The 25619-nt window shown below is 28.9% G+C and carries 27 protein-coding genes and 1 other RNA gene; 5 read left to right on the top strand and 23 right to left on the bottom strand.

Going from position 1 to position 25619, the window contains the following annotated elements; translation table 11 throughout:
- The 9 genes from C7U54_RS13555 to C7U54_RS13515 form a co-directional block, all read right to left on the bottom strand.
- Positions 1-243 (bottom strand): hypothetical protein (locus C7U54_RS13555; protein WP_146137641.1); only part of this gene is annotated, 243 nt, incomplete at its 3' end.
- A gap of 107 nt (positions 244-350) precedes the next feature.
- Positions 351-1691 (bottom strand): dicarboxylate/amino acid:cation symporter, encoded by a 1341-nt coding sequence (locus tag C7U54_RS13550; RefSeq protein WP_193448620.1) that lies wholly within the window; start codon positions 1689-1691, stop codon positions 351-353.
- Positions 1692-1795: 104 nt separating this feature from the next.
- The gene (locus tag C7U54_RS13545; RefSeq protein ID WP_107030633.1) at positions 1796-2242 is read right to left on the bottom strand and encodes a hypothetical protein; all 447 of its coding nucleotides are present in this window, start codon (positions 2240-2242) and stop codon (positions 1796-1798) included.
- A 125-nt stretch (positions 2243-2367) separates the two neighbouring features.
- Positions 2368-3435, bottom strand: a complete 1068-nt coding sequence (locus C7U54_RS13540; RefSeq protein ID WP_022001817.1) for a GGDEF domain-containing protein — start codon at positions 3433-3435, stop codon at positions 2368-2370.
- Positions 3436-3475: 40 nt separating this feature from the next.
- Complete coding sequence (locus C7U54_RS13535) at positions 3476-4015, bottom strand: TetR/AcrR family transcriptional regulator C-terminal domain-containing protein (RefSeq protein WP_193448619.1); 540 nt, start codon at positions 4013-4015, stop codon at positions 3476-3478.
- 9 nt (positions 4016-4024) lie between these two features.
- The gene (locus C7U54_RS13530; RefSeq protein WP_022001819.1) at positions 4025-4684 is read right to left on the bottom strand and encodes a potassium channel family protein; all 660 of its coding nucleotides are present in this window, start codon (positions 4682-4684) and stop codon (positions 4025-4027) included.
- Positions 4685-4688: 4 nt separating this feature from the next.
- Complete coding sequence (locus C7U54_RS13525) at positions 4689-6092, bottom strand: TrkH family potassium uptake protein (protein ID WP_022001820.1); 1404 nt, start codon at positions 6090-6092, stop codon at positions 4689-4691.
- 57 nt (positions 6093-6149) lie between these two features.
- Positions 6150-6474: RNase P RNA component class B (gene rnpB / locus C7U54_RS13520), an RNA gene on the bottom strand.
- Positions 6475-6476: 2 nt separating this feature from the next.
- Complete coding sequence (locus C7U54_RS13515) at positions 6477-6809, bottom strand: DivIVA domain-containing protein (protein WP_022001821.1); 333 nt, start codon at positions 6807-6809, stop codon at positions 6477-6479.
- 139 nt (positions 6810-6948) lie between these two features.
- Between C7U54_RS13515 and recU the strand changes: the two genes are divergently transcribed.
- The 5 genes from recU to C7U54_RS13490 all read left to right on the top strand — a co-directional run bounded on the left by recU (position 6949) and on the right by C7U54_RS13490 (position 15737).
- Positions 6949-7536, top strand: coding sequence for a Holliday junction resolvase RecU (gene recU, locus C7U54_RS13510; RefSeq protein WP_022001822.1), 588 nt, complete (start codon positions 6949-6951; stop codon positions 7534-7536).
- Positions 7533-9800 (top strand): transglycosylase domain-containing protein, encoded by a 2268-nt coding sequence (locus C7U54_RS13505; protein WP_022001823.1) that lies wholly within the window; start codon positions 7533-7535, stop codon positions 9798-9800. The genes recU and C7U54_RS13505 overlap by 4 nt, the downstream gene beginning before the upstream one ends.
- Positions 9801-9893: 93 nt before the next feature.
- Complete coding sequence (locus tag C7U54_RS13500) at positions 9894-12551, top strand: transglycosylase domain-containing protein (RefSeq protein ID WP_107030631.1); 2658 nt, start codon at positions 9894-9896, stop codon at positions 12549-12551.
- Between the two features lie 77 nt (positions 12552-12628).
- Positions 12629-14230, top strand: a complete 1602-nt coding sequence (locus tag C7U54_RS13495; RefSeq protein WP_107030630.1) for a GGDEF domain-containing protein — start codon at positions 12629-12631, stop codon at positions 14228-14230.
- Between the two features lie 55 nt (positions 14231-14285).
- Complete coding sequence (locus tag C7U54_RS13490) at positions 14286-15737, top strand: C69 family dipeptidase (protein WP_107030629.1); 1452 nt, start codon at positions 14286-14288, stop codon at positions 15735-15737.
- A 29-nt stretch (positions 15738-15766) separates the two neighbouring features.
- Here C7U54_RS13490 and C7U54_RS13485 read toward each other — a convergent pair whose 3' ends face one another.
- The 14 genes from C7U54_RS13485 to C7U54_RS13420 all read right to left on the bottom strand — a co-directional run bounded on the left by C7U54_RS13485 (position 15767) and on the right by C7U54_RS13420 (position 25164).
- Entirely contained in the window at positions 15767-16267 is a 501-nt protein-coding gene (locus C7U54_RS13485; RefSeq protein WP_022001827.1) for a hypothetical protein, read from the bottom strand.
- An 11-nt stretch (positions 16268-16278) separates the two neighbouring features.
- Entirely contained in the window at positions 16279-16917 is a 639-nt protein-coding gene (locus tag C7U54_RS13480; protein ID WP_107030628.1) for a lactate utilization protein, read from the bottom strand.
- Positions 16918-16919: 2 nt separating this feature from the next.
- Positions 16920-17561 (bottom strand): endonuclease III, encoded by a 642-nt coding sequence (nth, locus tag C7U54_RS13475; protein ID WP_107030627.1) that lies wholly within the window; start codon positions 17559-17561, stop codon positions 16920-16922.
- Positions 17554-18141, bottom strand: a complete 588-nt coding sequence (locus tag C7U54_RS13470) for a DnaD domain-containing protein (RefSeq protein WP_022001830.1) — start codon at positions 18139-18141, stop codon at positions 17554-17556. The genes nth and C7U54_RS13470 overlap by 8 nt, the downstream gene beginning before the upstream one ends.
- A 6-nt stretch (positions 18142-18147) precedes the next feature.
- Positions 18148-18630, bottom strand: a complete 483-nt coding sequence (locus C7U54_RS13465) for a hypothetical protein (RefSeq protein WP_022001831.1) — start codon at positions 18628-18630, stop codon at positions 18148-18150.
- Between the two features lie 62 nt (positions 18631-18692).
- Positions 18693-19406, bottom strand: a complete 714-nt coding sequence (locus C7U54_RS13460) for a zinc metallopeptidase (RefSeq protein ID WP_022001832.1) — start codon at positions 19404-19406, stop codon at positions 18693-18695.
- A 59-nt stretch (positions 19407-19465) separates the two neighbouring features.
- Positions 19466-19738 (bottom strand): HU family DNA-binding protein, encoded by a 273-nt coding sequence (locus C7U54_RS13455; protein WP_022001833.1) that lies wholly within the window; start codon positions 19736-19738, stop codon positions 19466-19468.
- Positions 19739-19827: 89 nt separating this feature from the next.
- Entirely contained in the window at positions 19828-21300 is a 1473-nt protein-coding gene (spoIVA, locus tag C7U54_RS13450; RefSeq protein WP_022001834.1) for a stage IV sporulation protein A, read from the bottom strand.
- Between the two features lie 35 nt (positions 21301-21335).
- Positions 21336-21839 carry a hypothetical protein gene (locus tag C7U54_RS13445; protein WP_022001835.1) on the bottom strand — a complete coding sequence of 168 codons (504 nt, stop codon included), beginning with the start codon at positions 21837-21839 and terminating at the stop codon, positions 21336-21338.
- Positions 21832-22386, bottom strand: a complete 555-nt coding sequence (locus C7U54_RS13440; RefSeq protein ID WP_107030625.1) for a hypothetical protein — start codon at positions 22384-22386, stop codon at positions 21832-21834. The genes C7U54_RS13445 and C7U54_RS13440 overlap by 8 nt, the downstream gene beginning before the upstream one ends.
- The gene (locus C7U54_RS13435) at positions 22379-23377 is read right to left on the bottom strand and encodes a D-alanyl-D-alanine carboxypeptidase family protein (RefSeq protein ID WP_022001837.1); all 999 of its coding nucleotides are present in this window, start codon (positions 23375-23377) and stop codon (positions 22379-22381) included. The genes C7U54_RS13440 and C7U54_RS13435 overlap by 8 nt, the downstream gene beginning before the upstream one ends.
- 37 nt (positions 23378-23414) lie before the next feature.
- Positions 23415-24332: a calcium/sodium antiporter gene (locus C7U54_RS13430; RefSeq protein WP_107030624.1), complete on the bottom strand. Its 918-nt coding sequence runs from the start codon at positions 24330-24332 to the stop codon at positions 23415-23417.
- Between the two features lie 78 nt (positions 24333-24410).
- Complete coding sequence (locus C7U54_RS13425) at positions 24411-24803, bottom strand: hypothetical protein (RefSeq protein ID WP_146137642.1); 393 nt, start codon at positions 24801-24803, stop codon at positions 24411-24413.
- Complete coding sequence (locus C7U54_RS13420) at positions 24772-25164, bottom strand: hypothetical protein (protein WP_107030622.1); 393 nt, start codon at positions 25162-25164, stop codon at positions 24772-24774. The genes C7U54_RS13425 and C7U54_RS13420 overlap by 32 nt, the downstream gene beginning before the upstream one ends.
- Positions 25165-25619 lie beyond the last annotated feature (455 nt).

The raw sequence follows: 25619 nt of genomic DNA, 5'->3' as shown, positions 1-25619 counted from the left end.
ACATCCAAAGAAATCAAACCTGACTGTTCCATATCCTGGTATCGAATTTTCATTATTCAATCTTTGAAAACGATGCTCATCTTGTACAATTTTGATAATCTCTTCAATACTTAAATGTTTTGCTTCTTCTACAAATTCTTTGATGATTCTTGATAACATTTCTTCATGACTGATCATCAATTTACAATTTTGATCCAACATGATTTTATGCTGACTAAGTGTATCTTTTATTATAGTATCCATGGTTTTACCTCCACTATGTATATCGTCATTTTTTTATCTTTTTTCTTCTTTTTTATTTAAAAAAGTAAAAAAAAAATTACGAAACATCGTTTCGTAATCATTCTTTATTAACTATGATAAATCTCTTCATCCAACATATTTTCTTTTTTAGCAACAATCACTGAAGTAGCAGCATCTCCTGTAACATTGAGCGAAGTGACTAACATTTCAATTGGTCTATTGATTGCTAGAATTAATGAATAAGCAAGTAATGCTGCATCATTTGTATAACCCATTCCTGTTAGAATTGTAAAGAGAATAATAGCACCTGCTCCTGGTGCAGCTGGTGTTCCAATAGAAGCAATTAAAGCTAAAATAGCGATAATCGCCATAGACATAAATGTTACTTTATATCCTGAACTTACTGCTACAAACATTGCAGCAATAACTTGCATAATGGCTGTACCATCCATATTTACTGTCATACCTAATGGTAAAACAAAGGATGCTATTTGATCGTGAACTCCTAATTCTTCTACTGTTGTTTTTCTATTTAATGGAAGTGAAGCTGCAGATGATGATGTTGAAAATCCAAATAAGGCAACTTTTGCAGCTTTTTTCATAAATGGTTTAGGATTTACTCTAGCCATTGTCATTAAATAAATTGGATAAGCAACAAATAAATAAACAAATAAAGCAATAATAACGGTAACAACATAAGCTAATGCTGGTTTTAATGAATCAATTCCATAAATAGCAAAAGTTCTTGTCAGTAAACAAAAGATTGCAAATGGAGCAAACTTATTAATAACAAATGTTAAAAATAAACTAATAATTTTAGATACTTCTTCAAATACTTTTTTCAATGTTTTAGTTTGTTCTTCTAAAGCATTCATTGATAAACCTGTTACAACTGCTAAAAAGACAATAGCAAGTACATTACCATTTGTTGTAAAAGCACTTATAAAATTATTAGGTATAATTGATACAATAATATTTAATGGATTAGAACCTGCTGTTCCTTGTTGAACAGTAATCTTTCCTGCATCAACAGCATTAAATAAACCTAAATGATAAACAACAGTACTTACAACCCCTGCAAAAATTAAAGCGCAAACTGTTGTTGTAAAGAAAGTTAAAATTGTCTTAGAAGATATTCTTCCTAATTTCTTTGTATCGGTAATTGTACAAATCGCAAGTGTAATAGAAACAAATACCATTGGTACAATAATTAATTGTAATGCATTTACAAATAACTGACCGATTATATAGAAAATACCAATCGCACTTGTTGCACCTTCTGCTGTAATATCTTGAAATAAGATATTATTAATTGTTTTCCATAATTCTCCTTGACCACTTGAATTTAAATGCTCTCTAAATATAATGCATCCAAATCCAGCAATTAAACCACACACTAATGCAATCAGCATTTTTTTTGCTAATTGCTTTCCACTATTTTGTTTCATAATTGTCCTCCTAAAAATCCCCAAATTGCCAATATTACACATGATTTTTCATAAAAAACAATCCCTTTTATTAAATATATAAAAAAAATACGATTTCTCGTACTTTAATCACCTATTATTTTCTTTATTTCTTCTAGACTAGCATCTTCTATTAACTTCTTAAATATTTGATCATATTGATATTCGGTAAGATCTTCAAGCCATTTTGTTTCTTCATTTAAATATTTGCTTTTGAAAAGTTTTAATACAAATTCAGCTTTAGCTTTTATTTCAGCTTCTACTGCTACTTTTATCTTTGCTTCAGCAAGTTGAGCATCTAACTCTTTTTTCATATCATCATAGCGAGCTAACTCATCCCATCTTGCTTTTTTTACAATATCTCTTCTTCTTTTAATATCTTGATGATCTATTAATACCAATTGATCATTTTCATAAGAGACTAACGTTTTATAATCTATGACTTCTTCTCCATCAAAGAACACTGTATTGAATAAAGAAGCAAATACTTCATTATCTCTAAGCAGTGTTCTAGCTGCTGTATCACTTGTCATTCCACTATGAATAATACTATTCCTCTTTCTTTTTTTATTTATTTTTACTACACTTGATTTATAACATACTTCACCTATCTTTTTGTTTCAAAAGTTATTTACAAAAAAATAGGTTCATTTTGAACCTACTTTTTCAAGTTTTGTTTAGCTTGTTTCATACGTGTTTTACATTCATACATATTTTTATCTGCTTGATTCAATAATACTTTTAAATTAGCTTCTTGATAATTAATAGAAAGTGCATATCCATAAGCAAATTCAATATATATTTGTTTACTTAATTCATTATAACGATTTGCTTCATCTTGAACCTTTTTAATAATAGATTTCACTTCATCTTCACTTACATCATTTAATAAAGCAATAAACTCATCTCCACCATATCTTCCTACAAAATACTTTTCTGGAATAGATGTTCTTATAATATGAGCAAAATTCATAATAAGTGTATCTCCAGCAATATGACCTAATGTATCATTTACTTCTTTTAAATCATTTAAATCAAAAATAATCATTGCTGTTGGCTTTTCAAATTGATGATATTCTATTAAAAGTTCTTCCACACGACTTCTATTTGGAAGTCCTGTATGTAAATCAATATAAGCTAACTTATTAAGTTCTTTATTCTTTTTCATGAGAACAACCGCAGAAATAGACTCTCTGATAATGATACAAATTATTAATGTACAAGTAACAATAAGTCCTTTTTCAATCATATCAAGTTGAGAAGCACAATATTGAGAATACTCTTCAGCAGCACTTACTGTTTCATCAGCAAGATAAAAATAATTCTCACTCATTTCAATAATATTTGTATTTTCATAACCGTCTTCTCTTACTTTTTGAATTTCTTCTTTTAAAGAAATCCATGATTTATTCAATTCAACTAATTTCTTTTGATATTTTTGATCATTTAACTTTGTGAGTTGATATTTTCCTCCGCCATCCATCAAACCATCAAAAATATTATCTAAATACCTTATTAAACTATTATTCTTATTACCTGATATTTCTAACTTAATTTCTCTTTGTGTCGCTCCTCGAATAATGCCTGCATAGTTAATAACTCTTGCATTTCCTTGTATCTTATTAACATCATTCATCATAAAAATAGTCAAAATTACTAAAATTATAATTAAAAAACCTTGTAAAAATCTTTCAATCATTTTATTTTTACTTCGTTTTAACTTCATCCGGTTTATCTCTTCTCTTAAACAATTTTATCTTATCTATTTACATCATACATTCTTTTAGTTTATCAGGTATAGCTTCTATTAGATAAGTAACAATATCTTCTTTAGAAATAGGCATATCATTTAAAACCCATTCTACAGTCATATCTACAGAACCTCTACAATACATTTTAAGTAAAAAATCTATATCAGAAGATAATGTTTTTCCTGTATTTTTATGTATATATTCTTTATAAAAATCATAAATACAACAAAAATCATAATGAATAAGATTATTATAATCATTAGATTTAAAAGCTTCTTTGAAGAATGGATGTTCTTGTTCAATAAAAGCAAACTTTAAATTTAAGGCTTCTTGTAAAGTACCACCTTGATTCATTTCTTCAAATGATTTTAAAACTAATTTTTCAAAATACCAATTAACTAAATCATATTTATCTTGAAAATGTCGATAAAATGTTTGTCTGGTTTTTCCTGCTGTTGAAACAATATCTGTTACAGTAATTTTATCTAAAGGCTGTTTTTTTATTAAGCTTTTGATTGCTTTAGCAAACAAAAATAAAGTTTCTTCGTTTTTCATAATAGACCTCTATAATAAATAATCATATTTTTCTATTTCATCAGTTTGTGCTAAAACAAGGAAAGTATCATTTAATTCTATTTCTAAATTAGGATCTACAGGAACTTCTAACTTATGTGTATGAGGATTTCGTTTACCTAAAACATTGATACTATAAAGTTTTCTTAAATCTAGTTGTGATAATGTTTTTCCTACCCATGCTTGAGGTACTTTCATTTCAACAATACAATTTTCTTCATCTAATTCAATTAAATCTTTAATATTTTTTCGAAGTAATGTTCTTGCTACTTTTTCTCCCATTTCTTTTTCAGGACGGACAACATAATCAGCACCTATTTTTTCTAAAACAACTTTAAAACGTTTGTTTTTAGCTTTAACAATAACATAAGGTACTCCCAGTTCTTTTAGATTCATTGTAGCTAAAATACTATCTTCTAATCGATCTCCAATAGCAACAATTCCTACATCCATATCATCTAATCCTAAATCTGATAAAAATTGAAAATCTGTGACATCACCAATAACTGCTTTTGTCGCAAAATCTGCCACTCTTTGTACATTTTCAGGATTTTTATCAATTGCAATGACTTCTCTACCATATTGAGAAAGTGTCTTTACAAGTGTAGAGCCAAAAATTCCAAGCCCTAATACAACAAATTGTTTTTCCATCTCATTATCCTATTAAGATATGTTCTTTTATATAGTTCACATCTTTTCCTTTCTTAGCGTTATATTTTCTTACAAAAATCAAAACCATAGTAATAGGACCAATACGTCCTATATACATCAAAATAATTATAACAATTTTTCCAACAAATGTCAGTGTTGGTGTAAGACCCGCTGTTAATCCTACTGTCGCAAAAGCAGAAAAAACTTCAAAAAGTAGATCAATAAAATCTGCCTGCTCACTTATTGATAAAATAAATAAACCTGTTAAAGCAATCGCAAAACTAATCAACATAATTGTTAATGCTCTTTTAACAATTTGATCATCAATTGTTCTTTTAAAAACATGAATATTTTCATCACCGCGCATTAATGCACGGACGTATAACAATCCAATAACAAAAGTTACCGTTTTAACACCACCAGCAGTTCCTGCAGGAGAACCACCGATAAACATAATAATAGACATAAAAAACTTCGTTGCTTGATGTAAAGAAGCCATATCTACTGTCGCAAATCCAGCTGTTCTAAGTGTTACTGATTGAAAAAAACTTGCGAGTATCTTTTGTGAAAATGGTAAAGATTTTAATGTTAGCGGATTTTGAAATTCTAATATGAAAATAACGGTCATTCCTCCAAAAATTAAAACAAATGTAGAAATCAATGCAATCTTTGTATGTAAAGATAAAGATTCTAAATACCTTTTCATTTTAAAATACTTAAAATGTTCTCTATAATGAATCAAAGATAAACGTAAATCGATCCACACAACAAAACCTAAACCACCAGCAATAATCAAACCACAAATAACTAAATTGATCCAAACATTGCCTACATAAGGAACCATTGAATTATTTCCTAAAATATCAAATCCAGCATTACAAAATGCTGAAATTGCATGAAATAAACTATAATAAATTCCTTTAAGGATTCCAAATTGTGGAATAAAAACAAAAGCAAGACAAATTGCTCCAATAAGTTCAAAACAAACTGTATATTTAATAACTCTTTTAATATAAATACCTGTTTCATTTAATGAATTTCTATTTAAAGCTTCCTGCATGACAATCTTATTAGCGTAGGTTAGTTTTCTTTTTAAAAGAACAAAGAACATCGACATCAGTGTTAAAAATCCTAACCCACCTATTTGAATCAATAAAATAATGACTATTTGTCCAAAAAGCGTATATTCACTAGCTGTTACATGAGTCACTAAGCCTGTTACACAGGTTGCTGAAGTTGCAACAAATAGATGATCTAAATAACTACTTGTTGAATGAATGGTATGACTCATTGGTAAACTTAATAAAATCGATCCTATTAAAATAACCGCAAAAAAGCTAAAGCCAATTCTTCTAACTGCTGATATACCTAGTTTTTTATATTGTTTATGAAGTGTTTTTCTTTGCATATTTTCCCCTCAGTTCTATTAAAAAAAGACATGTTTCCATGCCAATTTAAAACAAATGATAATAAGCCAAGTTCTGTATTAGATAATCATTTATCTACGTTTACACGTCCTCTATCCCGTTCAATTCCGTTTTAAAGGTTCCCCTACCAAATTTGGGTTTCTGCCTTGCGGAGCTTTCCTCTTTTCAGCCATAGTTTCCTATGGAATTGTCTCTGTGGAGCCATTTATGAAGTTCTACCATAGTTGCCCTTAGGTTTTCCTTCTGTCGTTAGTTTACACTACCCTCACTTATTGATTCGTGAGGCACAAACACTACAATCATCGCAGATTGTGGCAGCCTGGACTTTCCTCTACTTCAATGAAGCAGCGATTATCTGTCATTTGTTATTTATTTTGAAATACTGCTTTTTCTAATAATGATAATCTTTTTAAGATATCTACATTGGAAGAAACATTATCTTCTAATGCTCTTAAGTTATCATCTTGTAAAGCTTTTTCTCTTTCTAATCGAGCTATCATAGCTTTTTGATCAGCAAGACGTCTTTCAAGCTGTTCTATTCTATCATAAGAATTATTCAATAGTCCAGCAAAAGCTTCATAATCTTTTACAACTTGATCCAAGAAGTGATCAACCTCATCCGCATTGTACCCTTTAAAATCAACTTTAAATTCTTTACTGACAATTTTTTTTGGACTTAATACGACTTTATATTCCATGCTTTTCAACTCCTTTACCTCATTGTACCAATTTATTTCCTTTTTTCAAGATAAAATATGATTTCTTATCAAAGAGTTGTTATCACAAAAAAAATATGTGTTATAATACCCATATATATGCAAATAAAAAGGAGTTTCTATGGTTAATTATCCAAATAAGAAAAAAAATAATCATTATACATCTATGATTGAAGGTAAACATAATACTGCTCACCGTGGAATGAACTTAGAAGAAGATATTAACTTAACAAATGAATATTATTTATCACATGATATTGCAGTTATTCATAAAAAACCTACCCCTATTCAAATTGTCAAGGTTTCTTATCCAGAAAGAAGTTCAGCAAAAATAGTAGAAGCTTATTTTAGAACCCCTTCAACAACAGATTATAATGGTATTTATAAAGGAAAATATATTGATTTTGAAGCAAAAGAAACAAAAACATTATCTTTTCCCTTTACGAACATTTCTTTACATCAAATTAATCATCTCGATAAAGTCATTCATCATGGAGGAATTGCTTTTTTAATTATCGCCTTTACAAAAGTGAATGAAGTTTATCTCTTAGATGCTTCTTTTATGGTAGAAGCATATAGAAAAAACGATCGTAAATCCCTTCGTTATGAAACAATAAAAGAAAAAGGTCATTTGATAAGGCAAGGATTTCTTCCTCGTCTTCATTATTTAGAAATTATTGATCAATATTATTGTGAGGTATTTAAATGAAAAGACAAACAAAAAAATTAAATTCAAAAAAAATCATTCAAGTAGTAACAATGCTTATTCTTTGTTTAATCTTAGTTTTTGCATGTATATTTGGTTATAGTGTATATAAGGATACAGCTACTTTTGATTCTAAAAAACTGTTATCCTCTGGAGCAAGTGTCATGTATGACAGTAATGGTGATATTATGTACACTTATGGTAGTCAAGAAAACGGTACACGAAAAAATGTGACCTATGATGACTTACCACAAGTTTTAGTAGATGCCATTGTAGCTGCTGAAGATTCTCGTTTCTTTGAACATAATGGTTTTGATTTACCACGTATTGTTAAAGCGGCATTATCTAACTTAAAAGCGGGAGATATTACAGGTGGTGGTTCTACCATTACTCAACAGTTAATCAAGAAAACATATTTCCCTGATGCTCAAAGAACTTACTCACGTAAATTTAGTGAAATTATTCTTGCTATTCAAGCAGATAAAGCTTTAAGTAAAGAAGAAATCTTAACTCTTTATTTAAATAAGATTTATTTTGGTAGAAGTACAAGCTCAATTGGGATTGCTGCTGCTACAAAATATTATTTTAATAAGGATGTAAGTGAATTAACACTTCCAGAAGCAGCCATGCTTGCAGGTAGCTTAAATTCACCTTATAACTATGATCCTTATTATTGTTTAAATAACGCTACAAAAAGACGTAATACTATTTTAAAACTCATGGTTAAACATGGTTATATTACTCAAAGTGAATATGACGAAGCAGTTAATACAAAGATTGAAAATACACTTTGTGCTTCACCTACAACCAATAATAACACACTTGCTGCTTATGTTGATATGGTAACAGCTGAAGTTAAAAAAAGAACAAAACTTGATCCTTTAAAAACCCAAATGAATATCTATACTTATTGTGATGTTGATACTCAAACACTTGCGAGTGCTTTAGGTAATGGTGAAAAATATAGTTATAGTGATGAAGATATGCGTATGGGTGGATCTGTTCAATCAAGTCAAGATGGTCGTATCGTCGCTGTTATTGGTGGTCGTAATTATAACTTTGGAAATTACAGCTATGCAACAAGTAAGCAACAACCCGGTTCTTCTGTAAAACCGTTTTTAGATTATGGTTTAGCTTTTGAAAACTTAGATTGGTGTACTGGTAAAACATTAGAGGATACACCTTATTCTAAAGGTAAATTTACTCCTAAAAACTGGGATAGAAAATTCCATGGAACTGTTACACTTACAAGTGCTCTAGAAAATTCTTGGAATATCCCAGCCATTAAAACTTATGAAGAAGTGACTAAAGAAATCGGTAAATCAGGCGTTACTTCCGCAATGGAATCAATTGGTATTGATATGTCCAGTGAAAGTAATGTAACCAATTTATCTTATGCTATTGGTGGATGGAATAAAGGAATTTCTCCAGTTGAAATGGCAAGTGCCTATGCAACGATTTCTAATAATGGCTTATATACTGAAAGTCATACAATCAATTATATTGAAGTTGTTCAAACTGGTGAAAGATATGAGATTGATAAAGAAATTCAAAACAATGCTAAACAAAGTGACTATTCCAAAGCTAGTGCTTATATGGTAAGACAAGTGATGTTAGATTATACTAAAAATGGTAGTGGTAACTATGCATACTTATCTGGTCTTTCTAATGTCGGTGCTAAAACAGGTACTTCTAACTGGGGCAGCAGTGCTAAAAAAGGCATGGCTGGTAAGAGTCGTGATTTATGGATGACTGCTTATAATTCTAATTATATTTGTTCTGTATGGATGGGATTTGGTCAAGAAGGTATTGAAAAAGGAAAAACAACCAGTCGTTATAAAGCTTATCCTGGTAAAGTAGTACAAACTTTATTAAAGCATCTACAAAGTAAAAAAGGAGATAAATCATATCCTTCACAACCTTCTACTGTTGTAAAAGATGGAGATGATTATTATAAAAAAGGAACTAAGCATGAAGGACATGCTGCAATAAGCGAAGAAACAACTGAAGAAACACAAACAGAAGAAAATCAAACCAATACAAATGAAAATCAATCTTCTGAAACTAATAACAATTCAAATAATCAAAACAACAATTCAAATACAAATACTGAAAATAATGGTTCTTCTAATAATGGAACCTCAACAGATAATAGTGGTACTTCTAGTGGTACTACTGGAGGTAATACAAGCGGTGGTTCTTCTGGTGGTAATAGTAGTAGCTCAAGTGGTGAAAGTAGTCAACCAAATCCAAATACGAATCAATAAAAGTCAACAATGTTGGCTTTTATTTTTGGCTAAAATTTGCTTTTAATATACAAAATAAGGTATACTTGTATAAGAAAAATATGGAGGTATCTTATGTCTTCGAAAAAAAATAAAACTCAAAAGAAAATAAATAAAAAGAAAGTATTTATCGCTCTTACTATATGTATCTTAGTTGCTTTAATTGGTGGTGTGAGTGTTCTAGCCTATGGTGTCTATAAAGATACAGAAACCTTTGATGCAAAGAAACTTTTATCATCCGGTGCAAGTGTGATGTACGATGATCAAGGACAAGTTCTTTATACTTATGGTAGTGAAGAAAATGGAACAAGAGAAAATATCACCTATGAAGATCTTCCACAAGTTCTTGTTGATGCTGTTGTTGCTGCTGAAGATTCTCGTTTCTTTGAACATAATGGTTTTGACTTACCACGTATTGCTAAAGCAGCTATGTCTAATTTAGTAGCCGGAGGTATTAGAGGTGGAGGTTCTACAATCACCCAACAATTGATTAAAAAAGCTTACTTCCCTAATGCTGAAAAAACATATACGAGAAAGTTTAGTGAAATTATTCTTGCTATCCAAGCGGATAAAGCTTTAAGTAAAGAGGAAATTTTAACACTTTATTTAAATAAGATCTATTTTGGTAGAAGTACACGTTCAATTGGTATTTCTTCTGCTTCTCGTTATTATTTTGATAAAGATGTTAGTGAATTGACCCTACCAGAAGCAGCTATGCTTGCAGGAAGTTTAAATTCACCATACAACTATGATCCTTATTATTGTTTAAATAACGCTACGGAAAGACGTAATACAATTTTAAATCTTATGGTGAAGCATGGTTATATCACTCAAAAAGAATGTGATGACGCCAAAAATGTGAAGGTTGAAAACATGTTATGCTCATCTAAAATTACAAACAGTTCCGTTAATGCAGCTTATGTAGATATCGTAACAGATGAAGTAAAGAAAAGAACAGGATTAGATCCTTTAAAAACACAAATGAATATCTATACATATTGTAATAGTGAAACCCAAGCACTTGCTGCTGCTATTGGTAATGGTGAAAAATATGATTATAGTGATGAAGATATGCGCATGGGTGGTGCTGTTCAATCAAGCCAAGATGGTCGTATTGTCGCTGTCATTGGTGGACGTAATTATAACTTTGGTAATTATAATTATGCTACACAAAAACAACAACCTGGTTCATCTGTAAAACCATTTTTGGATTATGGACTTGCTTTTGAAAATCTTGATTGGTCTACAGGACATTCAATTAATGATGATGATTACTATAATGGTAAATTTAAAAACTGGGATCGTCAGTTCCATGGCTTAGTAACAGTTGAAAACGCTCTTGAAAATTCATGGAATATACCAGCTATTAAAACATTTGATGAAGTTCAACAAAAAATTGGTAGTGATAAAATCCAAGAAGCGATGGAATCTATTGGTATTTCAATGAATAAAGAAAATATTGGTCTAGCAAGTGCCATTGGTGGTTGGTCTTATGGTATTTCCCCACTTGAAATGGCAGGAGCTTACGCTACTATTTCTAATAATGGCTTATATACTGAAAGTCATACAATCAATTATGTTGAAGTTGTCCAAACAGGTGAAACATTTAATATAGATGAAGAAATTCAAAACAATGCTAAACAAAGTGCTTATTCAAAAGCCAGTGCTTTTATGGTAAGACAAGTCATGCTAGATTATACTAAAAATGGTAGTGGTAATTATGCGTATGTCAGTGGTATTGAAAATGTAGGTGCTAAAACAGGTACTTCTAACTGGGCTAGTACGGCTAAAAATGGAATGGCAGGTAAAAGCCGTGATTTATGGATGTCAGCTTATACATCTGACTATATCTGTTCTGTATGGATGGGATTTGGTAAAGAAGGTATTGATAAAGGTAAAACAACGAGTCAATATAAAGCTTATCCTGGTAAAGTTGTTCAAACACTTTTAAATCATTTGCAAAGTAAAGGAAGTCAAAAATCTTATCCTGATCAACCAGATGATGTTGAACAAGCAGCGATGGTCAAAGGTATTTATCCATATGTTTCACCAAGTGAAGGAATGAGCGAAGATATGATTATTCAAGCTTGGTTTAAAAAAGGAACTGCCCCTGCTCAAAGCGTTGATAGTGATGTCTTTAATTTAGCTGGACTTTCTTCATTTGATGTAAGTTTAAGTGGTCAAAGTATTACCTTTAACTTTGCTCCATATAATCCTGAAAACGCCGTTACTGATGAAAATGCTAATGATGCAACGAAAACATTTGGTAAAGTTGTTTATACAGTTGTCGTTCAAGATCAAAATGGTCAAGAGCTTCATCGAGAAAACTTCTCTACTTCAAGTGGAACCCTAAACTATACAGTCAATCAAAATGTAAAAGTAATTGGTTTCTATAGTTATGAAAGAGCACCAGAACGTACATCTAATCAAATAGAAAAAGATTTATCTATTAATTTATCAACAGTAAATGCATCACTTTCTTGTGATAGTGGTCAAATAAATGATGGGGCAACTATTTCATCAACCTCTATTCAAGCAAGCATTTCAGTTCAAGGTCAAGGTCATAGTGTGACAATTGCTTTATATGATCAAAATGGAAATGTACTTTCATCTGTTAACCATCATAGCGCTACATTTTCTAATTTAAGTCATGGACGTTCATATTCTATTAAATTCTTAGAATCTAATGGTTCAGCATCTGTTGAAAAAACCATTCATTTTACAGTATCTTAACGAAAAACCATTCATTTAAACAAATGAATGGTTTTTATTTTAGATAATGTTATAATAAGATAGCGAGGAAAAAGAAAATGGCTATTGAAAATTATGAAACATATACAAAAAATATTCTAGAAATGATTTTTAATAATCAAGATATTGAACAATTACTACCCTATTTATCTAAAAATATCAAAGCCATGGGTTTAAATACAGAAGGTGTATTAACATATGATGATATTATTAATCATTTAAAGCAATACAAATCTAATCAATTTACATTCTTTATTGATGAATTTAATACAAATATTATTTATCAAAATGATTCAGTATGTGTAAGTGAAGGTAGTTTTATTCTTCATATGGAAGAATATCAAGCAACAACTCAATACTTTTATAGTATTGTACTTAAAAATAATCAAATAGAACTTCTTCATACTTCTATAGAAAATAACATAACTCATGAAAAAGAAGAATCTTTTTCATTACCTATATGTTCTTTTAAATTAGATAAAAATCTAACAATTATCGATGTAAATGACCATTTATTAAATCTACTTTTATATCATAGTAAAGAAGAATTTTTAAACGATGTACAAAATCAGTGGATTAATTGTATTCATAAAAATGATGTTTATCATGTCATTGAAACACTTTCAAAAGACGTCTCTTCTCTTGAAAGACATCAATTAGAGTATCGTATTAGAAGAAAAGATCATAGTTATTTATGGGTTTATGATCAAGGACAATTTATTTTTAATTTACAAAAAGATGTTCTTGTTCAAAGTTGTATAAGTGATATTACGCCTATTAAAAATAGAGAATTAAATTCATTAATTGAAAAAGAAAAATATCAAATGGCATTAAAAGATAATTCTATTTCTATATTAGAATATCATATTCATGAAGATCGTATGATTATTGATATTTTAGATCAATCTAAAAAAAGAGTTTATGATCATTATTTAGATTATGTTACTTCTTCAAAGTCTACTGTCTTTGAAGAAGATAAGCAAAAAATAGTTGATTTATTTACTCAAAAAAGTAAAGGACCAATTATTTTTAGAGAACATCAAAGAAATTCAAAAGATTATTATGTTAAATCATTAGATGCTACTACTATTTATAATTCAAATGATGAACCTGAAATCATACTAGCAACAGCTTCAGATATTACTCATCGTTGGCATGAACAAAATACTTTAAAACAAAGAGCTCAAAGAGATTCTCTTACTCATTTATATAATTTAGAAGCTGGAAAATATATTGTTAATGAATATATTAAGCATCATCCTGGTCAAAAAAATGCTTTAATTGTTTTAGATATTGATCATTTTAAAGAAGTTAATGATACTTATGGTCATTTATCAGGAAATGAATTATTAATTTCACTAGCTAAGTATTTATTGTTTTATACAAATCAAGATGATGTTGTAATTAGATTGGGTGGAGATGAATTTGTTATCTTTGTGAAAAATATTCAAAATGATTTAAATTATTTATGTAAAGAATTAATGAATCATTTAGATGAAATTACTTTATCTCATAATCGTCTTCGTTTTTCTATGAGTATGGGTATTTATGCATTTAATACATCATTAACTTTTGATGAAGCTTTTAAAGAAGCTGATGAGGCTCTTTATCATTCTAAAAGAAATGGTAGAAGTCAATTTACCATTAAATATCAATCATAAGGGATGCATTTCCCTTTTTTTGTATTATAATATAAAAACATAAAGGGGGAATTTTATGTCTTGTACAACATTATTAGTAGGAAAAAATGCATCCTATGATGGTTCTACAATGATTGCTAGAAATGATGATTCTGGAGCTAATGGTTTTACACCTAAAAAATTTATTGTCATTTCTTCAAAAGAACAAAAAAGAAAATATAAAACAGTTATTTCACATTTAGAAATTGATTTACCAGATCATCCTATGTCTTATACAGCAATGCCTAATGCGGTTAAAGGAAAAGGAATTTGGGCTGCCAGCGGTATTAATGAAGAAAATATTGCGATGACAGCAACAGAAACAATTACCTCAAATCCAAGAGTATTAGGGGCTGATCCATTAGTAGAATATGATCAAGAAAACAATATTCCTGGTGGAATTGGAGAAGAAGATATTGTTTATATTGTTTTACCTTATATTCATAGTGCCCGTGAAGGTGTTGAAAGATTAGGTCAACTATTAGAGAAATATGGTACCTATGAAATGAATGGAATTGCTTTTCAAGATCAAAATGAAATATGGTGGTTAGAAACAATTGGTGGACATCATTGGATAGCTAAAAAAGTTCCAGATGATCACTATGTAGCTATGCCTAATCAATTTGGTATTGATAATTTTGATTTAGAAGATGCACTTACTTCCAAGAAAAATCATATGTGTTCTTTAGATATGAAAGAATTCATAGAAAAATATCATCTAGATCTTTCTTTAAGTTCTAAATTTAATGCTCGTGACACATTTGGAAGTCATGATGATTCTGATCATATTTACAATACACCACGTGCTTATGATATTGAAAGATATTTTAATCCACATACATTTAATCATCAACCATTTGATGATGATATTCCATGGTCACAAGTACCAGAAAAGAAAATTACAGTAGAAGATGTTAAATATGTTTTATCTTTACATTTCCAAGGAACTGATTTTGACCCTTATAAAACATATGGAGATTTATCAAAAAAAGGAATGTACCGTCCTATAGGAATTAATCGTAATGACTTTTTATCAGTTATTCAATTAAGGAATGATGTACCTAAGTCTTTTCAAGCAATTGAATGGATCGCCTATGCATCAAATGTCTTTAACGCATTGGTTCCTTTCTATGGAAGTATCAGTGAAACACCAGATTATTTATCTAATACAACAGATACTGTTTCTACAGATAATTTCTATTGGTCAAGTCGTTTAATTGCTGCTATGGCAGATGCTTCCTATAAGAAATCATCTATTCATATCGAACGTTATCAAAAAAATGTTATGGCTAAAGGGCATCACTTAATAAACATCTATGATGAACTTTTACAAAAAGAAAACGATTTAAACAAACAACTTCAACTTAAACATCAAGCCAATCAAGAAATAGCTGATATGTTAAAAGAAGAAACAAATAAAACAATTTCACTTGTTTTAAACGAATCAAGTCTTTCAATGAAAAATAAATTTGAACGTTCAGACGCATAAAAGAGGTTCATTCGAACCTCTTTTAACTCTTATTTATTTTCATAAACAGCAATAATTTCACCAATATATCTTTGATGATAATCTTTTTGTGGATACCATCTTTCATCTAAAGATGAATCAATAAATTGTTTAGGATCAATCATATCACTATAAATTTTCTTACATACAAAAACCATTTTACCTTGTTTAAAAGTTGGTTGATTTTCTACTTCCTCTATATCAAAAGAAACTTCAGCAATTTTATCGCCATCTCTACCAGATTTAGAACCTAAAACACCTAATTCCTTTTTATAACCATCAAATAAAGTAACAGTAAAATAATCTCCGGCATCTACAAATTCTTTCGTATATCTTTGAGGTCGAATATAAACAGTCATTACATTTTTACCCCATAAATGTCCAAGTTGTCCCCAACTTGCTGTCATTGTATTAACAACTCCATCTTTTTTAGCTGAAATAAGTACCCAATGATTACTAATTTCATCAAAAGGATTAAACTTTAAATCTTGAATATTTACTTTTTCAAACATAGTATTCCCCCCTAATATCCTAATTCTTCATTTATAACAAGCACCGTCATTCTACTTAACGGTTGCCTTGCAATCTTCACATAAGCACTACATATACGATCGTCACTTTGACAATCTACGCATTTTCCAACTTGAACACATGGTGTGTTCTTATGTAAACGTAATGCATTAGCTGGACATGATATGTTTTTAATATGTTGAATAGCTGAATCTTCATCATCAAAAATCTTATTCATGCCAACAATCACAATCACTTTTTTAGGACCATAAATCATTGCTGCTACTCGATTTCCATTTCCATCAATATTATAAAGATTTCCATTTCTATCGATTGCATTTGAACTTGTTAAATAAACATCAGCGAGTAATGATTGATGAAAAACATCTTCAATTTCATCTCTAGAAAGACCTTCTTGATAACGATCTAAAAAACGAACGGGTTTATTTCTTAAATAATTAATAACTCCTGTTTCAAATAAAGTCATTGAACCACCAACACCTACTGTTTGATCATCTTTAAGTAAAGAATCTAAATAATTTAATAATTCTTGTTTGTTATCTAAAAAAAGTAATTCAATATGATTTTGATTAAATGCTTTTTGCATTTTTTTATTTTTTATTTCTAATATTTTTTGAATATTTTGATCCATGCTTATTTTCTCACTTCTTTTATTTTATCTTTACACATATCATATAAATGACATTCTTTACAATTTGGATTTTGTGCTTTACAAAAATATCTACCAAAGAATATGAACTGATGATGTGCTTTATTCCATCTATCTCTAGGAATAGAACGACAAACCTTTCTTTCAACATCATTTACTGTATCATCTTTTTTAGCAAAGCCTAATCTTTTAGAAATCCGTTCAACATGTGTATCTACAGCAAATGCAGGTTCATCAAAACCAACAGATAAAACAACATTCGTTGTTTTTCTACCTACTCCTGGTAAACTTTCTAATTCTTTTCTTGTTTTTGGCACTTCACCATTGTATTCTTCAAGCAAAACCTGTGCCATTTTCTTTAAATTTTTAGCTTTATTTCTATAAAGTCCAATTATTTTAATATCATTTTGTAGATCTTCCAAAGATGCTAAAGCAAAAGATTCAACAGTAGGATACTTTTTAAAAAGTGAAGCCGTCACTTGATTGACTTTTTTATCAGTTGTTTGTGCTGAAAGCATGACAGCTACTAAAAGTTCAAAGACATTTTGATGATTGAGTTCACAATGAGCGTCAGGAAAGAGTTCTTCAAAGTAATCTAATACTTTGTTTGTTTTTTCTTTATTCATCTTCCCACCAATGATAATGACTTTCTTTTACTTTTCTTTCTTGTGGTTTTTCATCAATATATCTTTCTTTAACTCCATTTTGAGCCCAATTAATTAAAATACCTTCAATATATCTTAAAGTTAAAACTTGACTTTTAACAGCTTCTTTTAAAGCTTTTAAAATCATTTCTTCACTATAACCGCTTTGAACCCACTCTTTAATACTATCAAATTCCATCGGTGTTAATGGTCTACCAAATTGTTCTTCAAAAACATCAATCATATTCATTTTTTCTTCTACTGGAGCTTCTTTATTTTCTAAAAGTTTTTCTTCAAAATGATTTAAACATATCGCTCCATTTTTATTAAAAATCCATTTTTTCTTTAAAAGAGAATCTAAAATATGATCCATTTCATGAGGAGTAAGTGATGAATATTTTAATAATAATGAAGGTGTAATCATTTTTTTATGCAACGTAACAAAAGTATCAATCAATAGTAATATATGACATTCTTCATCTGTCAAAGAGAGTTCTTTCCCTCTTAAAAGTAATAATCTTTCTAAATTTATACATTCTAAATCTTTTAAATATTTAATCATATCTTTTTATAATTTATATGCTTTCAAAAATTCTCCATTATCTAAAGAATAAAACGCATATAATAAAGTATCCTTTCCTTTATAAGTTAAACAATAAACAAATTGATCATTTTCATATCCTATCTCTACTTTTGTTGGATTTACTTGATATTTTTGAACAAAAGCATTCTTCACTTCTTTTTTAGAAATAGTTTCACCTTCAAAAGTATCCACCTTTTTTAATTTCTTATTACATACAACATACATTGTTTTCTTTTTATTTTTTACTTTAACAATATAATTTATTTTCTTATTTTGATAAGCATTAAAATAGTCATCATAGTCATAATGATATTGACTACATATTTCTTCTTGTATACTTACTAAATCATTTTTATGCTTTGTGTAAGGAACATGTACCCAAAGCATGTAAAAACATATATATACAAAAACAATAACTAAAAATGTTAACACGATTTTAAAACGATGTTTTCTAAAAAAAGCTTTCATACATTATTCCTCCATGCTACCTTATTATAACCTTTTTAAACAAAAAGAAAAAGCCTTTTGGCTTAGTCTCTTCCTCGATCATTTCCTAAAACAACTAAGACAATTCTAAGTAATGAAAGAAGGGTCGATAACATTCCTGCAACATAGGTTAGCGCTGCAGCTGTTAACATTTTTTTAGCTCCAAAATATTCATCTTGAACTAAATAACGATCATTTAAAATACTCAAAGCTCTAGAAGATGCATCAAATTCAACTGGAAGGGTAACAATTTGAAATAATAACATTAAGCTTGTAAGTAAAACACCAATCCAAGCAATAGATGTTCTTCCCATAAAAAGACCAATCATAATGGCAACCCATCCTAAATTATAAGAAAAGTTACATACAGGAACGATAGCATTTCTAAATGTCAATGGTCTATAACCTTCTTGATGTTGAAGTGCATGTCCACATTCGTGAGCAGCTACCGCAAGTGAAGCAATACTTGTCCCATGATAAATATCACGAGATAGATGTAATGTTTGATTACTTGGATTATAGTGATCACTTAAACGTCCTTGAACTTCAAAGATTTGAACAGAAGACAAACCATGTTGATCAAGAATTTCTCGCGCTACATCATAGCCCGTTAAATGTCTGCTATTTTGAACCTTTGAATATTTATTATAAGCACTTGAAACTTTCATTTGTGCAAGTGCCATCAAAGCAACACCAACTAGAACAAGTATATTCCCTAACATATAATAAGAATTTGTATAATAGTAATAATTAAACATTTTATTCACCTCAATTTATAGTTTACACTTCTATTATGAACAGAAAATGAAAAAGATGCTTAATTCATAGCATCTTTTAATCTGTTACTAGGTTTAAATGTCACTGTTTTACTAGCAGGAATAATCATTTCTTCTTGAGTTTTAGGAGAAATTCCTTTTCTAGCTTTACGATCATTGACTTTAAAAGTACCAAATCCAGAAATAAGTACCTTATCTCCTTCAACAACGCTTCTAGTAATCGTATTAAACACAGTATCTACAAGTAGTTCTGCTTCTTTTTTTGTTAAATTACGTTCTATTGAAACTGATTCAACTAATTCTTTCTTATTCATTTTCACACCCCGCAATAATAAAATACTAGGTTAGTATAGCATCTAAAAAACGTTGTTTCAAGAGATTTTTAAAGAACTTTTTTAAAAAATTATAAAACAATTGCTATCACATTTGATTTACCTTTATTTACAATTTTTGACAATATATCATGTATTTTTAAACTTGCATTTTCTGGAATCATATTCAATTTATAATACATCCCCTCTTCTATTAAATCACCTAATTTTCTGCCAAAAACATCACATGAAAAAATAGCTTCCTTATCATTTCCATTATGATTTAAATAATCAATAAAGCTTTCCGCTTGTTGCTTTGAACCAATAATTGGTTCAAATGTACTTTCAATATCAATTTTAATCATATAAGTGGTTGCTGCTTTACTTTTTAACTTCATTCCATATCTAGAACCTTGTTTAATAATTTCTGGTTTTGATAATTCTATTTCTTCTAAACGAGGAATCGCATAACCATAACCTGTTTGTCTTACCATACTAAGGGCATTCGAAATACCATCATATTCATCCTTGATAGTCATCAATTCTTGTAACAAGGCAAGAATAGAAGAACGATCTACTTCATAACCAACAATATTTGTTAGTAATTCATCATATAAACCATTTCTTTCTTCAATGCGAATCGTCGCTGAAGAATGAGATGTATCGACACTTTTTAAATAAGCTCTTTTAACAAAGTCATACGATTCAATACCTTCTGTAAGATGTTTGACATCTTTTATTTTTTTGATTTCTACTAATGAATTTTTTAGTGCTTCATCTAATGTTTGTTTTAACCAATGTTTTTGATTTAACATTGCAATATAACGTGGAACTTCAATTTTCACTTCATGAATTCCAAATTCATTAAGTGCTTCTTGTAAAAGATGCACGATTTGAGTTTCTAACATGTTGGTTGTATCAATAGCAATGATTGGTACATCGTATTCTTTTTGATAACTTTCAACAACATTTTGACACTTTGAACTTGAAGGATCTTTACTATTGACAATCACAATAAATGGTTTCCCTATATCTTGCAACTCTTGAATGATTTCTTTTGTTGCACTGTGATAACTTTGTTCATCAATATCTAGAAAACTACCATCACTAGTAACAACGATTCCAATCGTTGAATGATCTTGAATAACCTTTTTTGTTCCAATTTTAGCTGCTTGATCAAAAGGTATACTTTCATTATACCATGGTGTTTTAACAAGACGTATCCCACTGTCATCTTGATAACCACTTGCCCCTTCAATCACATATCCTACACAATCAACTAAACGTACATTGATTTTAAAATCATCTTGTAAATCTATCTTAACGGCTTGATTCGGTATAAACTTAGGTTCTACAGTCATAATCATTTTGCCTTTTCCTGATTGTGGAAGTTCATCGATCGTTCTTATCTTTACATCAGGATCTTCAATATAAGGAATAACCGCCATTTCCATAAATCTTTTAATAAAAGTCGATTTCCCACTTCTTACAGGTCCAACGATTCCTAAATAAATATCACCTTGACATCTTTTACCAATATCTTTAAGAATTTGTTTCGTTTCCATTATCATAACTCCTTTTATTCCAATATATTAAAAACTTACGAAATCATTCCTAAATAATAAAAACAAAGCATAAAAACAAATGAAAGAAAATCTAAGAAAAAGCCTAACCATAATGTATAGCTATACTTCTTTAAATGAATACTTCCATAATATAAAGAAACAACATATAAAGTTGTATCACTTCCTGTTTGTAAAATAGATCCCATTAAACTATAAAGATGATCTATTCCATAATGATCATAAATTCTTTTTAAAATAATAAGAGAAGTTTGACTACTTATTGGTCTTGTAAAAGCCATTAATAATAAATCAAGGGGAATTGAAAAAAATCGAATAAAGAAAGTACCTATTAAAGAGATAAAACCACTACTTAAAAAAAGATTGACCCATAAAGTAAGAAGCATTATAGAAGGAAAAAGAATCATTAAATAACGCATTCCTTCTTTGACTCCTGTAATAAATTCTTCATAAATAGGTATTTTTTTATAAGCACATTCTAAAAAACTCCATAAAATAATAAGTAGAATTAAATTAGACATGTTCAATCACCTTAATAATAACAATTCCTATAATTGTAATTGAAAAACCAATAAATAAACTATAAGGATAAAAAGCTAAAATATTTTGACTATGATAATTTTGTCTAATTGTCATCATGGTAGTTGGTAAAATAGAAAAGCCTGCCGTATTGATTACTACTAGTATTTTTATTTGAAGAGGATAATTCTTTTCTTTTAATTTAGAAATTGCTTGTAAACCACTCATTGTAGCAAGTGTTCCAAGTCCTAATAGATTAGCAATCAAATTTGAAGATAGTGCTTGATAGATTTGTTCATCTTGAATACATCGTCCATAGATCCAACGTAATAGTGGTTTAAATAGAAAATTTAAATGATTCATCATATTTGAAGCCTGAATGATTTTTAATAAACCATTCCATAAACAAATACTTAAAATAAGTGTTTTACAAAGTTCAAAGACATCAAAAGGTGTTTGTAAAAGAGCTTTTAACATGGCTTCTTGTTTATTAAAAATCAAACCAACAATAATAAAAAAAATAATCCCATAATGAAAAATCTTATTCATAAACTAGATCCTTTAAGATCATTAAATAAAAATCTCTAAACCGATATCTCTTTAATTTAATTTTTTTAATATACGTTTGATTTCTATAAATAAACATTTCTTCATTATGAATCAAATAACTTACACTTTCATCCTTTTCTTTTGACATCAACAAATCATTTTCAAACAAGTACCAGTTTCCTTTAATATTTCTAACCCCTTTATCAAACAACACAAGTTTTTCATAATTTTTAAAACATTCCTCATACTTTTTTTGATGAAACTCAAAATCATTTCCACAATTAAAAGTAACAATAATTAAATCAACTTGTTTTTTTATAGCTCGTGTAATCAATGTTCTTTTGGCTTTTTTGGTATAACCTGTTTTACCACCAACACAATAAGGATATTCTTTTAAAAGACGATTTTTATTATGCCAATAACCTTTTCCATCTAGTCTTTTATACTCTTTTGTTTTAACAATTTGATTAAAAAGAGGATTTTGGCAACAATAACGATAAAGTATCGCCATTTCTTTAACTGTTGATAAATTTCCTTCATCTTCTTCATCTAAACCTGAAGGATTAGAAAAATGTGTCTGTTTCATTCCTATATCTCTAGCTTTTTCATTCATCATTTCCACAAAACGTTCAACACTTCCACCAACACTTTTAGCCAGCATTAAAGCACAGTCATTCCCACTTCGAAGCATTAAACCATATAAAAGATCTTGAATCGTAATTCGATCTTTTATATGTATATAGACACAACTCCCATAAGCTTTATTAATCGTTTCATCAACCGTAATCTTTTTATCTAAGCGACTATTTTCAATAACAACGATGGCAGTCATAATTTTAGAAATTGAAGCAACACTTTGTAAATAATCTATATTTCTGCCTTCTACAACATATTGATTTAAACTATCATATACAATATAACTCTTTCCATAAAACTCGACATTGGTACAAATCATTTGAAAAATCATCAAAAAACTAATCAACAATTTCATTATATCACCTATATCATTCTATGTTTCTTCTTTCCATTTAACACAAATAGATTAAATACACTACATAGAAAAGTAACATCAAAAGACCACCTATTCTATTTAATTCATGTCGATAAATCGTTAAAAGCCATAATAAACAACCACTTCCTATAGCTACAAACATATCTACAATAAATTTACTTTCAAAAGGTACTGGACAAATTAAAGAAACACCTCCAGCAATAAATAAAATATTAAAAATATTACTTCCGACAATATTTCCAATCGCAATACCCGCATGATCTTTTCTAGCTGCCTGTAAAGAGGTTACTAATTCAGGCAATGATGTTCCAAAAGCAACAATCGTTAAACCGATGAATCTTTGAGAAAAATGTAACCAATAAGCTATTTGAGTGGCTGCTTTAACAACCAGTTGACTACCAATCATGACAAAAAAGATGCCTAAACCAATCAACAACACACATCCTATAAAAGAGTATTGTGGAAAGACTTCCTCCTCACTTTCTTTTTGTGACAGCCAAAACAAATAAAGTAAATAAATGATAAACATACCAATTAAAATAAGTCCTTCTTGAAACGATACAACTTGTTGACTTTTTCCCATAACAAGTAAAACAAGACATGAAAGCAACATATAAGGAATTTCAATGAACAATGTTGATTTTTCAATCTTTATTTTTGTAATCAAAGCGCTCATTCCTAAAACAATCAAAATATTTAAAATATTACTTCCAACAACATTCCCAATGGTAATTCCTGAATTTCCATTTAACCCTGCTACTAATGAAACAGCTGCCTCTGGCAAACTGGTTCCCATCGCACAAATCGTCAATCCAATAACTAATTGAGAAACATGAAAAATACTTGCTAGTGAAGATGCTCCATCTACAAACCAATCTGCTCCTTTCACTAAAACAAAAAAGCCTGCTGTTAGTACAATAAGCGAATAAATCATTTTATCCCTCCTGTTTTCATTCTATTAAGATTTATTCATTAAATGAAAAAGAAGGGTAAATTTCCCTTCTTTCAATGATTATCGCTTGATTGAAATAAAATGATTTCTATCTATATATCTTATTTTCTTTTGTTCAAAAAGATCAATTATTTGTAAAAAACGTGTATCTTGTTTACATTCAAAAGAATATTGTTGATTTCTTGTTGTTACTAACATACAAACTACCTTTTGTTTTAAAGACAGATCAACTTCATAAAAATTATCATAGTCTATTTCAAAAAGCTTATGTTTTTCTATATCATAACATTCAACTTTATTACTTGAAAAATATAAATATTTTTCAAAATCTTTATCTTCCATTATTTCTTGATGAATACCAAAGAATAACCCAGAAAAACGAAAGGCTTTTTTATATTCCTTATATGCTTTTTCTAATTCATCAAGACTTAAAATAAGTTTTACTTTCATCATTTTTTCTCCTTATATAAAATACTATCGTTATAATTAAACAAATAACTACATAAAAATCTATAGCAGGTAATGGAAAAGAAAGTTGAACTTGATTTCCATGAAATAATTTATTAAAGATAAATAAGATAATAAGTAGAATTATATTTTTTCGATAATCTATGACATCACTATTCCATAAGGCAATAAAATATAAAATAGGTAAAAAATAAAATAAACAATAAATAATAAAACTAATATGAATACTAATATATCCTAAAGGATTTAAAGAATTTGTAAGTAAGCTTTGACCACAAACCATGGTCATGATCATAAAAATTTCCATTAAATAATCAAAGACCCATACTTTATCTATTATCTTCATATAAATCTCACATTCCTTTCTACATATATTCTAATAAATACTTTATTTGCCTAGAGATGTAATTTATCTTTTCCTTACTTTTATTATATTATTATATTATTTGTATATCAATATTATTTTTATTATTTTAATACAAAAAAGATCTAAGTAATTCTTAGGGTATATTAAATTATCCGGTGCTTAGAGGTTCACTCTAAATTATTAGGCGGAGTACCCTCTAAATTCTCGCGGGGATGTGAATCATCCCCTTTTTTGATACAATTTTACTGTCTGGTCCTGATTAAATTATTATTATGAACAACGAATTATTAAAACTATTTGATATCAAGGATGATGTTGTTGAAACATTTACTGTAGATCATAAAGAATCTAATTATGAAATCGATATTAGATTCAAGCCATCTAGATTTTCATGTCCTACATGTGGCAGCACTCATTTCATTAGTAAAGGCAAT

Origin of the sequence: Faecalibacillus intestinalis, assembly GCF_003024685.1 — a bacterium.
GTDB classification, from domain to species: Bacteria; Bacillota_I; Bacilli_A; order Erysipelotrichales; family Coprobacillaceae; genus Faecalibacillus; species Faecalibacillus intestinalis.
The sequence above is the reverse complement of the archived record's forward strand: the minus strand, read 5'-3'. Positions and strand labels throughout refer to the sequence as shown.